The 12,338-nt window shown below is 47.6% G+C and carries 12 protein-coding genes; 8 read left to right on the top strand and 4 right to left on the bottom strand.

The features are described 5' to 3' along the window. Positions 1 to 126 precede the first annotated feature (126 nt). The 4 genes from OQ477_RS13750 to pgsB are packed head-to-tail and all read right to left on the bottom strand — an operon-like array spanning position 127 to position 3,108. Complete coding sequence (locus tag OQ477_RS13750; RefSeq protein WP_088461759.1) at positions 127 to 288, bottom strand: hypothetical protein; 162 nt, start codon at positions 286 to 288, stop codon at positions 127 to 129. A 7-nt stretch (positions 289 to 295) separates the two neighbouring features. Beyond that, the gene (locus OQ477_RS13745) at positions 296 to 1,444 is read right to left on the bottom strand and encodes a CapA family protein (protein WP_007614174.1); all 1,149 of its coding nucleotides are present in this window, start codon (positions 1,442 to 1,444) and stop codon (positions 296 to 298) included. An 18-nt stretch (positions 1,445 to 1,462) separates the two neighbouring features. Beyond that, the gene (gene pgsC / locus OQ477_RS13740) at positions 1,463 to 1,912 is read right to left on the bottom strand and encodes a poly-gamma-glutamate biosynthesis protein PgsC (protein WP_003151340.1); all 450 of its coding nucleotides are present in this window, start codon (positions 1,910 to 1,912) and stop codon (positions 1,463 to 1,465) included. A 14-nt stretch (positions 1,913 to 1,926) separates the two neighbouring features. Then, a complete protein-coding gene (pgsB, locus tag OQ477_RS13735) occupies positions 1,927 to 3,108 on the bottom strand; it encodes a poly-gamma-glutamate synthase PgsB (protein ID WP_003151337.1) in 1,182 nt (393 codons plus the stop codon). A 731-nt stretch (positions 3,109 to 3,839) separates the two neighbouring features. Between pgsB and OQ477_RS13730 the strand changes: the two genes are divergently transcribed. The 8 genes from OQ477_RS13730 (at position 3,840) to rbsC (ending at position 12,333) form a co-directional block, all read left to right on the top strand. Beyond that, positions 3,840 to 5,309: a spore germination protein gene (locus OQ477_RS13730; protein ID WP_007407516.1), complete on the top strand. Its 1,470-nt coding sequence runs from the start codon at positions 3,840 to 3,842 to the stop codon at positions 5,307 to 5,309. Continuing rightward, positions 5,299 to 6,390 (top strand): GerAB/ArcD/ProY family transporter, encoded by a 1,092-nt coding sequence (locus OQ477_RS13725; protein WP_012118599.1) that lies wholly within the window; start codon positions 5,299 to 5,301, stop codon positions 6,388 to 6,390. Before OQ477_RS13730 ends, OQ477_RS13725 begins: the two co-directional genes overlap by 11 nt. Beyond that, positions 6,380 to 7,513 carry a Ger(x)C family spore germination protein gene (locus OQ477_RS13720; protein ID WP_265972779.1) on the top strand — a complete coding sequence of 378 codons (1,134 nt, stop codon included), beginning with the start codon at positions 6,380 to 6,382 and terminating at the stop codon, positions 7,511 to 7,513. Before OQ477_RS13725 ends, OQ477_RS13720 begins: the two co-directional genes overlap by 11 nt. Before the next feature lie 93 nt (positions 7,514 to 7,606). Beyond that, on the top strand, positions 7,607 to 8,596 hold the full coding sequence (locus OQ477_RS13715) for a LacI family DNA-binding transcriptional regulator (RefSeq protein ID WP_265972778.1): 990 nt from the start codon (positions 7,607 to 7,609) through the stop codon (positions 8,594 to 8,596). Continuing rightward, entirely contained in the window at positions 8,589 to 9,470 is an 882-nt protein-coding gene (gene rbsK / locus OQ477_RS13710) for a ribokinase (protein WP_007407520.1), read from the top strand. The genes OQ477_RS13715 and rbsK overlap by 8 nt, the downstream gene beginning before the upstream one ends. Further along, positions 9,467 to 9,862 (top strand): D-ribose pyranase, encoded by a 396-nt coding sequence (gene rbsD / locus OQ477_RS13705; protein WP_265972776.1) that lies wholly within the window; start codon positions 9,467 to 9,469, stop codon positions 9,860 to 9,862. Before rbsK ends, rbsD begins: the two co-directional genes overlap by 4 nt. 16 nt (positions 9,863 to 9,878) lie before the next feature. Next, positions 9,879 to 11,372, top strand: a complete 1,494-nt coding sequence (locus tag OQ477_RS13700) for a sugar ABC transporter ATP-binding protein (RefSeq protein WP_265972774.1) — start codon at positions 9,879 to 9,881, stop codon at positions 11,370 to 11,372. Continuing rightward, positions 11,362 to 12,333: a ribose ABC transporter permease RbsC gene (rbsC, locus tag OQ477_RS13695; protein ID WP_012118605.1), complete on the top strand. Its 972-nt coding sequence runs from the start codon at positions 11,362 to 11,364 to the stop codon at positions 12,331 to 12,333. Before OQ477_RS13700 ends, rbsC begins: the two co-directional genes overlap by 11 nt. The last annotated feature ends 5 nt before the right edge of the window (positions 12,334 to 12,338 follow it).

Here is a 12,338-nt window from a genome sequence, read left to right as displayed (position 1 = left end):
TTAGTAGTTTTTACATCGGTAACTTTTAACAAATGTTTAGGAGAGCACACAAAAAAAGAATGCCCGTTATGGGCATTCTTTACTGGATTCGGAACAAACAATATGCCGGCAAGCGGAATCATGCGCTTATTTTGCGCTCGCTGTATCCTCTTGCTGAATTTTTTGCATTTCCGTGTCAATTTTTTGTTTTTCCTGATCTGTGAGCTGATCATTGTATTTAAACGCTGACATAAACATAAATACCATAATGATCGCGGCAAACGGCCATCCCGCTTTAATGATTTTCATTTGTTTTTCACTCCGCTTTCTTTTTTAAGATATCGCTGTGATCCACATCAAACGTTAATTTTCCATCCTTGACGCTCCAATCGAAATTCGATTCTTTCGTCAGTTCACGTACGATCGTTTTATGATTGATGCTGCCTTTTTTAACCGGTGCAGGCGTCGCTTCATGAATATTCATCGGCGTGACTTCAAAGCGTCCCGTGCCGTTTTTCTGCAGATGATATTGAACAAGCGCCGTGTCTCTCGTTCTTGTCCACCCCTGGTCGAATACGAAGTTGCCCAGGCTGTAGAAAATAACAGTGCCGTGGTACATTTCGATCGGTTCCAGCACGTGCGGATGGTGTCCGACGATAATATCCGCTCCGGCATCTGACATTGCTCTTGCCAATTGGCGCTGTCTGTCATTCGGATCATTATCGTATTCTTGTCCCCAGTGTGTTTGAACAATGACAAGATCGGCTTTCTTTTTGGCTTTAGAAATCATCGGAATAAACAGCTCTGGATCGGCCGGAAGCACACCCGGCGCATTTCGTTTAGCTGCAAAGCCTTTTCCGGAAACATCAGTGAAACCCAGTGTTGCGATTTTGATTCCGTTTACATCTTGATAAGAAATGTTCTGCTCGGCTTCCTTCAGCGTGAGGCCCGCGCCGACAAGTTCAAGATTTTGCTTTGAAAACTCTTCAACTGTATCCCGCATTCCTTGAGGGCCGTAATCCATCGCATGGTTGTTGGCTGCCGTGAGAACGGTGAAATTCATGTCCTTCAATACTTTTACGGCATCTTTGTTTGACTGAAGGTGGATATTTTTTTCTGCTTCTTTGTAGTTCTTTTTATATGTAACCGGGTTTTCAAAGTTCCCCGACACATAGTCGGATGCTTCGAAGAATGGCTTTGCGTAACGGAAGACACTCTCCGTGCCTTTATGCTTTGTCACTTTCTCGACATTCCGGCCCATCATAATATCTCCGACGAATGAGGCTGATACAAGGTCATCGGCATTTCTTTTCACACTCGGCGTTTCCGCCTTCCCTGTCAGAATGCAGACGAACATCAGGCAAAAGACGATCGGCAGCGCGATAAAAACGTGAAGATTGGTCTTCTTTTTCTGCTGTTTGGTCAGCTTCAGCAGTTTTTCTTGAAAGCTTAATTGTTTTTTCATCGTTTGACACACCTTACATTAGATTAAGTAGTAAGCAAACATAATGGCAAAAGTTGCGCCGCTTAAGAACAGCGTGCTGGCAAATGTAATCGTTAATCCCTGTTTCTGAATGGTATTGGCGATCAGACCCGGTACGATGATACCGATTCCGCGGAATTCTGATATCTCAAACGGTACGATCGGGTAAAGGAAATCAAGGGCGATTTTTAAGCAGATTCCCGTTATCAGCATAGCTGCGAATTTTCTGCGTCCGTACAAAATCATAAATCTGGATAAACCGTATTTGACGATCACGTATGTAAGAAGGCTTACTAACAATACGAGTAAAATAAAGACCGGCTGGTTAAAAACGAGTCCTAAATAACCCGGCACGACTAAACCGGCAGGTACGATACCTGTTTTTTCCGCGAAAATTAAACTGATTAACACGCCTAAAATAAGTGAGATGTATAAATCTGATCCGAACATTTATCCTTTTCCTCCTAGCTAACGAGCTGTTTCACCTTATACTCTTGAATTTTTTCAATTAATGGTTCCGCTGAACCGTGGATATTGCCGACGCCATATATGACACGGTTTTGCATTCTTGTTTTCAGCACGTCCATGATTTCGTCTGTTGATTTATATTCCAGATCGTGCAGTGTATCGGCAGGAATCTTGCCTTCTTCATAAGCTCTGACGATCGGTTCTGTCGTCTCGCCGATGAGTATGAGTTCCTTCGTTTTAATGTACGGAAGCACGTCGTTTGCGAACTGAATCGTTCTGTCCACACGGTCGGCGCGGCAGTTCATGATAACGATCGGTTCATCTGTCGGGTAGCCGATTTCCTTTACACGTTTCCATATATTTAAAGTAGAAGATGCATCATTTGCGGCAAAGCCGTTTACGAAATGACCGGGCTCCTTCGTGCTGAGCAGCGGCAGGATTCTCATAGCGCCAGGATCAGGCGGCGCATTCAGCATTCCTTTAAACGCCGTTTCTTCATCTATCCCAAGAGCCTGGGCAACGCCGAGCGCAAGGGAAGCGTTATCAGGAAAGACCATATATTCAAATTTACGAAGGTATTCATCTGTAATTTTAGAGTTATCCGCAATAATGACCTCGGTATTCCGCTCTGCGGCTTTTTCTTTAAAGAAGTCTGTGTATTCACTGTCTGTAATGACAAGGTGACCGTTATACGGTATCGTCGCGGTAAATGCTTCAGCGATTTCATCAAGCGTAGGCCCCATGACGTCCATATGGTCTTCAAGCACATTCACGATGACGCCGATGTTGGCTTGAAGGAGTTCTTCCTGAAAGATAATCTGATAATCCGGGTTTACCGCCATACATTCACTGACAATGGCATTGGCGCCCCGTTCTACGGTTTCCTTCATTACTTCTTTTTGCTCGCCGATATTCGGGCCCTGCGGTTTCCGTTTGATCGGTTTCTCCTCAGGTGTATCCCAATAAATCATCCTTGCATCTGTTCCCGTCGTTTTTCCGACTGTTTTGTAGCCCGCCTCCATCAGTATTCCGGTCGTCAGCCTCGTTACGGTTGACTTTCCGCGGATACCATTAATATTGACGCGTACTGGCAGAGCATCGATATTCTTCTGATGCCGCCTTTTTTCAATGATTCCGATGATTAGTACGGCAGCACAGGCTATAATGAGTAACCACATTGATTTTTGACATCTCCTTCTGTATTGATAAATTCATTCATCAGTATATAGCTTCACTATGAATTCTCAATCGGCATTATGTAACATAATCTTCCCGCTTTCACTGAGCCAAACTTCTCTATTAGTGACGCTATTCTTCCTATTATCGAATTGCTTTTTTTGGGAATAGGCAGGACTTCAACCTTACTTCAATTTTTCAAAAGATAAATGAATGCGTTTACATTTACGCACAGAAATTCATTTGGACCAATGGAACTACTCGCGTTCCGGAAGAAAAAGATGTAATGATAATCCATCTTTTCCAGCCCGTTTGTATCAGCGTTTTTCGCACTGCGCATACGTTTCGGGACTCTCTGTCCGCTGTGTGCAGACTGCCTGTTTTGTTAAGGATAAGGTCTTAAAGTCATTCATTTTTCCCCCGTATCCTGCTTTCAGTCCCATTCCAAAATAACTAGCGGAATGACTTGTACATGACAGAATAAGACGGGTCCGGAGTGTTTACAAGAAATACACATTTTATATGCGGAAAGCCTTTCTCCTTTTAAACCATTTACAGGACATTTATCCCTCTTTTGAAATAATTTTAATAAATCTTTATATTCGTTCAAGAAATATTCATCCATAAATGTGAAGTTCTTGGTAAAACATCGAGGAACTCCTCTATTTTATAAAATGCATAAAAAAGGAATACCCGCTGAAAACTACAGATAACCGGGAAAGGAGGCGGTCTGATGTCTGCGGATAAACAAAACAAACGGATTCCCGGCGATTTTGAATCGGCTGTACGGGAAATGCAGGAGCTGATGTGTGTTTGCGGTGATTTTAAAATACGAAGGATCAAACTGCAGGACCGTCATACCGCTTTCTTTTATATTGAACAAATGATAGAAGAACAGAAGCTGAATGAGTTTCTGTTAAGCGACACCCTGCAAAACGGCCCGCTTGAGGAAACGATGAATGCCGTCAGCAGTGCGGAAACGGATGAAACCAGAAAACTCATTGACGGGATTTTGGCAGGCCAGGTTGTTTTTCTCAGCGATGCATCGAGGAAAGCGAAGCTGTTTTCCGTCGGGCAGAATCCGCTGCGTTCCATTATGGAACCCGAATCTGAAAGTATCGTCCGCGGCGCCCATGACGGGTTTGTGGAAAGTTTGGAAACGAACATTCATCAGCTGCGGTTTCACATACAGGACCGCCATCTCTCCGTTCATTATATGGATATCGGGGAAAGAGCCAAATCAAAAGTTGCGGTTATCTTTGTTGAGAATATCGCCAATCCGGAGATTGTGGAGGAAGTGAAGCGGCGCCTGTCATACCTGCGTATAGACAGCGTGCTTGCGCCCGGGATTATCGAGGAATCAATAGAAGATAATTCGTTTTCCATTTTTCCGCAGATCATTCATACGGAACGGCCGGATAAAGCAAAAGCATGCGTGATGGAAGGGTGTGTGCTGATCATGATGGACGGGAGCCCGTCGGCTTTGATTGCGCCGATCACATTCTTTTCTTTTTTTCAATCTCCGGATGACTACAGCACGAGATGGATTTCCGCCAGTTTTTTAAGAGTGCTGAGATTTTTCGCCTTTATGATCGCGATTACGCTGCCCGCTTTTTATATCGCGCTGATTGCGTTTCATTTTGAAGTCATTCCCAACGATCTGATTATCACCATGAAAAATTCGATTGTTGATATTCCCTTCCCTCCGCTGATAGAAGCCATGATTATGGAGATTACGATTGAGCTGATCCGCGAAGCCGGTATCAGGCTGCCGAAACCGATCAGTCAGACGATCGGCATTGTCGGCGGTCTCGTGATCGGTGACGCAGTCGTTCAGGCGGGACTCATTTCTAATATGATGATTATCGTCGTAGCCGTTACGGCCGTTTCTTCTTTTGTGCTTCCTTCATATGAAATGAGCACGTCCATCCGAACGCTCAGATTTCCGCTTATGTTTCTGGCATCCTCGTTCGGTTTTATCGGCATCGCACTCGGCTTCGGGCTTATTCTGATGAACCTGTGCAAGCTTGAATCACTCGGCGTTCCTTATTTATCATCTCTGACGCCGTTTCATTTCAGCGACTTGAAGGATGCATTTATCCGGCTGCCGGCTTGGTTTATTAAAAGAAGGCCGTTTTATTTGAGACCGCAAGACTCAAAGCAGATGAAACATGTTCGGGGGTGGAGAAAAGATGAAGCCTAAAAAAATAAGCCCGCTTCAAGGCGTGTTTTTCATCAATCAGACGCAGATCAGCATCGGCATTTTGGCGCTGCCCCATTTACTGATGATGAAATCGGGAAGCAGCGGATGGATTTCCATTCTGCTTACCGGATTGCTCGTCCAGCTTACATTCAGCCTGTATATGATATTATTTCACCGGTTTCCGAAGCTGAACTTGTACGAAATGCTGGAGGAGGTATTCGGAACACTTGCCGGCAAAGGGGTGCAGGTGCTGTATATTTTATATTTCGCGTTTCTCTGCACGCTCATTCTTTCTGTATTTACACGGATATTGGATATCTGGGTGCTCCCGCAGACTCCGAATTGGGTGGTCAGCTTAATGCTGATCCTCGGTTCTGTCTATATCGCCCAAGCCCCGCTGAATGCGATCGCCAGGTTCAGCTTTATCTTAACGCCGTTTTTGCTGCTGATCTCTCTGCCGATTTTATACACGCTGGGAAAAGCCGATATCACATACATTATGCCGATTTTTCACGGAACCGCAAAAGACATGCTTACCGGGGTGCAGCAAACACTTGTCAGCATTACCGGCTTTCAGGCGGCGCTCGTGATCGGGCCCCTTATCAACTGCACCGTCAGCCAGCGTTACAAAATACTGACGATTTCAAACATCTTGATTATCCTTTATTACCTGTATATCACCCTTACTTGCTTTGTCACAATCAGCCCCGAAGAAATAAAAATGATCCCGGAGCCTGTGCTGTACCTGTTAAAAACCGTTTCATTCAGAATTATCGAACGGACGGATCTGCTCTTTTTGACGTTTTGGTTCGTGACCGTCTTTTCAACGCTGGCCAACGTGTTTTACTTGGCAAGCACCGGCATCGCCAAGCTGTTCAATCAAAAAGACCACAGCCGGTTTGTTTATCCGCTGGCCCTGCTCGTCTTCCTCCTGTCTATTTGGGCCACAAGCACAGATAAAACGATACAGCAGCTGGATCAGTTTTTCCGCATTTCCGATATTGTGTTTGTGTATTTGTTTCCGTTGTTTATGGTATTGATTGTCCTTGTACGCAAAAAGGGTGTCCGCCATGCGCATTAAAAAAGCGGTTCTTATCAGTCTCATGTGCGCAAGCCTGACACTTGCGGGCTGCTGGGATCAAAATTTGCTGAAAGATATTTCTCTCGTGCTGACCGCAAGCCTTGATGTTGATCATGACGGTAAAAATAAAATCGGCATCACCTATCGGAAGGTTCAGTCCTCCCAGGCGGAACAGGAAACAGGCGGCTCATTCATTACGACGGTGCTCAGCGCTTCCGGGCACACCATCCGTGAAGCGCGGTTTCAATTGGATAAGCTTGTCGACCAGCGCATTGACACGTCCAAGCAAAGAGTCTTATTAATCGGTGAGAAAATGGCGGAAAAACCGCTTTTTCCTTATCTCGATGTCTTTTACAGAGATCCGAAAAGCCCGCTTCTCGCTCATCCGGCGGTTGTAAAAGACGGCGAGGCGATTGAAGTGCTGAAGCTGATCGTCCGGCAGAAATTGATTGTCAGCAAGTATTTAACGAATTTATTAACAAGCGCTAATGCGGAATCAAATATCAGCATGGAGAATTTGCAATCCATCCGTTCAAGCATGCTGACGGCTGATAAAGATTTCGCCCTTCCTTATTTATCGATTAACGGACAGACGATAAAGGTAGAGGGTTCTGCCCTGTTCAGCGGCCAGCGGAAAGTGACTGAGGTGCTCGGTCAGGATTCGACCCTCCTGACCCTTTTAAGCGGGCAATTTAATAAATCGGCTAATATTAATCTGAAGCTGTGGGACAAATACAAAATGGATATTGAGAATTATCTTTCTCTCGGCATCACGGATGCCACGCGAAAGATTGTATTTATAGATACAGATCCGCAGCATATAAAAGTGAAAATCCGTTTAAAACTGAATGCACGCGTCTTGGAATATCCAAAGGACAAGCTGAATTCTTATACGGCAATCGACCAAATGAACAAACAAGCCTCAGCAAATTTGAACAGCCAGGCCAGATCGGTGATCAGCCATATTCAGGAGCACAACTCGGATATCCTCGGCATCGGCCGGAAATATCAAACCCATTATTATGAGCGGGGCAAGCGGCTCAATTGGCGTGGGGTCTATCCTTCCATCGAGATAATCCCTGATATCAAAGTGAGTATCTCACAAATCGGCATCGTGAACTAAAAGAGACCGCGGTCTCTTTTTTTGTTGCCAACCGAAATGATTCGTGTTACTCTTTTTATGTAAACGGTTACATAGTTGAAGGAGGAGTGTTTGTTGGCAACGATTAAAGATGTCGCAGGCGCTGCCGGCGTCTCTGTTGCCACGGTTTCGCGTGTCCTCAATGACAACGGCTACGTGCATGAAGATACACGAACGAAGGTCATGCTTGCCATGGAGAAGCTGAATTATTATCCGAATGAAGTTGCCCGCTCTCTTTATAAAAGAGAATCCAGACTGGTCGGGCTTTTGCTTCCGGATATTACGAATCCCTTTTTCCCTCAGCTTGCCCGCGGCGCTGAAGACGAGTTGCAGCGGGAAGGATACCGGCTGATCATCGGCAACAGCGATGAAGAATTGGAAAAAGAACTCGACTACCTGCAAACATTTAAACAAAATCAAGTTGCCGGTATTTTGGCGGCCACCCATTACCCCGACCTTCCCGAATACAGCGGCAGCCTTTACCCGGTCGTATTTCTGGACCGGACAAAAGAAGGCGCCCCATCCGTATTCAGTGACGGGCGGGCAGGCGGAAAACGGGCGGCTGAGGAAATGCTTCGCGGCAAAAGCACAAGCATCACGCTTGTCAAAGGCCCAGCCCACCTTCCGACCGCTCAGGAACGTTTTAACGGCGCACTTAACGTGCTGCAAAAAGCGGGCGCGCCGTTCAATGTCATCTCCGCCGCTTCATTTTCCATCAAGGATGCCGCCATTTTAGCAGAAGAATTGTTTGCAGCATACCCTGAAACCGACGGAGTCATTGCCAGCAACGACATTGCGGCGGCTGCCGTCCTCCATGAGGCGCTGCGGCTCGGCAAAAAAGTTCCGGAGGAGATTCAGATCATCGGATACGACGATATTCCGCAGAGCAGGCTTTTGTTTCCGCCGCTTTCAACCATCCGCCAGCCTGCATATGAGATGGGAAAACAAGCGGCAAACCTGCTGCTGCAATTGATAAAGAAAGAGCCGCCGAAAGAGACGGCCATTCAAATGCCCGTGACTTACATAAGAAGACAAACGACGAGAAAGGATGATCACCATGAGTGAAATTTGTGTTATCGGAAGCTGTTCTATGGATCTGGTCGTCACATCTGAACGGCGTCCGAAAGCCGGAGAAACCGTACTGGGTACAGACTTTCAAACTGTGCCCGGAGGAAAAGGCGCAAATCAGGCCGTAGCCGCTTCCCGCCTGGGCGCAAACGTATATATGGTAGGAAAAGCAGGCAATGACAGCTACGGAAAAGCGATTATTGAAAACCTGAAGGCAAACGGTGTCAATACGGACTATATGGAAACGGTTACACATAAAAAAAGCGGAACGGCTCATATTGTGCTCGCAGAAGGAGACAACAGCATCGTCGTCGTAAAAGGCGCAAACGATGACATCTCCCCCGATTATGCCAAAAGTGCGCTGGCAAAACTTCCCGGCATTGATATCGTGCTGATCCAGCAGGAGATTCCTGAAGAAACCGTTGAAGAAGTGTGCAGCTACTGCCGCGCGCAGCAAATTCCGGTTATCCTGAATCCCGCGCCGGCCCGGCCGCTGAAACAATCGACGATTGAGGATGCCGCATATCTTACGCCGAACGAACATGAAGCATCCATTTTATTTCCTGACCGGACGAAAGAAGAAGCGCTCGCCGGCTATCCCGGCAAACTGTTCATTACCGAAGGAAAACAAGGCGTGCGCTACTCAGACGGCACCGCGGAACGGCTTGTTCCCGCCTTCCCTGCAGAAGCGGTCGACACGACGGGAGCCGGCGATACCTTTAATGCGGCACTTGCCGTCGCACTCGCGGAAGGACGGGACATTGAGCAAGCGCTCCTGTTTGCCAACCGCGCCGCCTCCCTGTCCGTGCAGCACTTCGGCGCCCAAGGCGGGATGCCGGCCAGAAAAGAAGTTGAGGAGCTGCTCTCATGAAAAAACACGGAATGTTAAACAGCCACATTGCCAAAGTATTAGCCGATCTCGGGCATACAGACCTCATCGCAATCGCCGATGCGGGTCTCCCCGTCCCTGACGGCGTCCCTAAAATTGATTTGTCCTTAATGGCGGGCGTTCCCGCCTTTCGGGACGTGACCGGCCTGGTAGCCGGGGAGATGGCAGTCGAAAAGGTGATCGCCGCTTCCGAGATCAAAGACGCAAATCCTGAGAATGCAAGTTTCATAAAAAGCCATTTCTCAGTGCAGGCGATCGAGTACATGTCCCACGAGGAATTCAAACGGCTCACACAGAAAGCAAAAGCCGTCATCCGAACGGGTGAAATGACACCATACGCCAACTGCATCCTGCAGGCGGGTGTGATTTTCTAGAAAGAAGGGATCCAGCATGCACATCGGCATGACAGACATTCATAAAGCATTCGGCAAAAACCAAGTGCTCTCCGGCGTCTCATTTGAGCTTCTGCCGGGAGAAATCCACGCTTTAATGGGAGAAAACGGAGCGGGCAAATCGACGTTAATGAATCTGCTCACCGGGCTCCACCGGCTCGACAAGGGAAACATTACGATAAACGGAACAAATATGAGCTTCTCCAATCCAAAGGAAGCCGAAAAGCACGGAATCGCCTTTATCCATCAGGAACTGAATATATGGCCGGACATGACGGTGCTTGAAAACCTTTTTATCGGCAAAGAGCTGACGACGGCGTTCGGCGTTTTAGAAACAAAGAAAATGAAAGCGCTAGCAAAATCACAGCTTGAAAAACTGGGAGTCTCTCTTCCTCTTGACCGGGAAGCCGGACAATGTTCCGTCGGACAGCAGCAGATGATTGAGATTGCCAAAGCGCTGATGACAAACGCCGAAGTCATTATTATGGACGAACCGACCGCGGCGCTGACCGAACGGGAAATCAGCAAACTGTTTGACGTGATGACGGCGTTAAAGCGGGACGGCGTATCCATCGTCTATATTTCACACCGAATGGAAGAGATATTTTCGATTTGCGACCGGATCACCATTATGCGGGACGGCCTCACTGTCGATACGGCGCATATTAAAGATACTAATTTTGATGAAGTGGTCAAACAAATGGTCGGGCGGGAGCTGACCGATCGGTATCCGACTCGCACGCCGTCACTCGGCGATAAGGTGCTCGAAGTGAAAAACGCCTCAAAAAAAGGAAGCTTTTCACAGATCAGTTTCCATGTGAGCGCCGGAGAAATCCTCGGCGTTTCCGGCTTAATGGGTGCCGGACGGACAGAAATCATGAGGGCGCTGTTCGGAATTGACAGGCTCGATTCCGGAGAAATCTGGATTTCCGGCCGAAAAACCGGCATTCGGGGTCCGTACGATGCCATCCGCAAGGGACTCGGCCTGATTACGGAGAACCGCAAAGATGAAGGGCTGCTGCTGGATACGTCCATTCGTGAAAATATCTCATTGCCGAACCTGACCAGCTTCTCTCCGAAAGGCATCATTGACCGAAAACGCGAGGCGGAGTTCGTTGAGCTGCTCATCAAGCGTCTGACCATTAAGACCGCATCTCCGGAAACCGCCGCCCGGCATTTATCAGGAGGAAATCAGCAAAAAGTCGTCATCGCCAAATGGATCGGAATCGGCCCGAAAGTTCTCATCCTTGATGAACCGACAAGAGGCGTCGACGTAGGCGCTAAAAGGGAAATCTATTCATTAATGAATGAACTGACCGATCGCGGAGTCGCCATCATCATGGTGTCTTCCGAGCTGCCGGAAATTCTCGGCATGAGTGACAGAATCATCGTCGTCCACGAAGGGCGCATCAGCGGAGAAATCAAAGCGGCCGGCGCAACACAAGAACACATCATGACACTTGCCACGGGAGGGCAGCAGTATGAAAACTGAACCAATGACATCAACTGAACAAAAGCGATTTTCAATTCATACCTTTACGCAAAAACTCGGTCCGTTTCTCGGCTTATTGATTCTTGTGCTGATCGTTTCCGTTTTAAACCCGAGTTTTCTTGAACCCCTCAATATTCTCAACCTTCTTCGGCAGGTTGCGATTAATGCTCTGATTGCTTTCGGAATGACGTTTGTCATTTTAACGGGAGGCATTGATCTCTCTGTCGGAGCCATCCTCGCCTTATCGAGCGCATTGGTCGCAGGTATGATGGTATCAGGCATCGACCCGATCTTAGCCGTCATCATCGGCTGCGTGATCGGCGCCGTACTCGGCATGATAAACGGATTATTAATCACAAAAGGAAAAATGGCGCCGTTCATCGCCACTTTGGCGACAATGACCGTCTTTCGCGGACTGACCCTCGTCTATACGGACGGAAATCCGATTACGGGGCTCGGTTCAAATTACGCATTTCAATTATTCGGGCGCGGTTATTTTCTCGGCATTCCCGTACCTGCCATTACGATGCTGATTGCATTTGCGGCCCTGTGGGTTCTTCTGCACAAAACACCGTTCGGCCGCCGGACATACGCCATCGGCGGCAATGAGAAAGCAGCGCTGATATCGGGAATCAAAGTGCCCCGCATCAAGATCATGATCTATTCTCTGACAGGTTTATTATCGGCGCTGGCGGGAGCGATTCTGACATCACGCTTAAATTCCGCACAGCCGACGGCCGGGGAATCATACGAGCTGGACGCCATCGCAGCGGTCGTTCTCGGCGGAACGAGCCTGTCCGGCGGTCGAGGGCGCATCATCGGTACGCTGATCGGGGTTTTGATTATCGGTACGCTGAACAACGGCTTGAACCTTCTCGGCGTATCATCTTTTTATCAGCTCGTCGTCAAAGGAATCGTCATTTTAATCGCGGTGCTGCTGGACCGCAAAAAATCGGCATAGTAGGA

Origin of the sequence: Bacillus sp. ChL18, assembly GCF_026241425.1 — a bacterium.
In the GTDB taxonomy this organism is placed as follows: domain Bacteria; phylum Bacillota; class Bacilli; order Bacillales; family Bacillaceae; genus Bacillus; species Bacillus velezensis.
Note: the sequence above shows the minus strand (reverse complement) of the source record. Positions and strands in the feature narration are given on the sequence as shown.

Excerpts from the sequence above, each read along its gene's own strand:
- pgsB (WP_003151337.1), bottom strand. The coding sequence starts at position 3,108 with ATGTGGTTACTCATTATAGCCTGTGCTGCCGTACTAATCATCGGAATC.
- pgsC (WP_003151340.1), bottom strand. The coding sequence starts at position 1,912 with ATGTTCGGATCAGATTTATACATCTCACTTATTTTAGGCGTGTTAATC.
- OQ477_RS13745 (WP_007614174.1), bottom strand. The coding sequence starts at position 1,444 with ATGAAAAAACAATTAAGCTTTCAAGAAAAACTGCTGAAGCTGACCAAA.
- rbsD (WP_265972776.1), top strand. The coding sequence starts at position 9,467 with ATGAAAAAACACGGAATGTTAAACAGCCACATTGCCAAAGTATTAGCC.
- OQ477_RS13725 (WP_012118599.1), top strand. The coding sequence starts at position 5,299 with ATGAAGCCTAAAAAAATAAGCCCGCTTCAAGGCGTGTTTTTCATCAAT.
- OQ477_RS13730 (WP_007407516.1), top strand. The coding sequence starts at position 3,840 with ATGTCTGCGGATAAACAAAACAAACGGATTCCCGGCGATTTTGAATCG.
- OQ477_RS13700 (WP_265972774.1), top strand. The coding sequence starts at position 9,879 with ATGCACATCGGCATGACAGACATTCATAAAGCATTCGGCAAAAACCAA.
- rbsC (WP_012118605.1), top strand. The coding sequence starts at position 11,362 with ATGAAAACTGAACCAATGACATCAACTGAACAAAAGCGATTTTCAATT.
- OQ477_RS13750 (WP_088461759.1), bottom strand. The coding sequence starts at position 288 with ATGAAAATCATTAAAGCGGGATGGCCGTTTGCCGCGATCATTATGGTA.
- rbsK (WP_007407520.1), top strand. The coding sequence starts at position 8,589 with ATGAGTGAAATTTGTGTTATCGGAAGCTGTTCTATGGATCTGGTCGTC.
- OQ477_RS13720 (WP_265972779.1), top strand. The coding sequence starts at position 6,380 with ATGCGCATTAAAAAAGCGGTTCTTATCAGTCTCATGTGCGCAAGCCTG.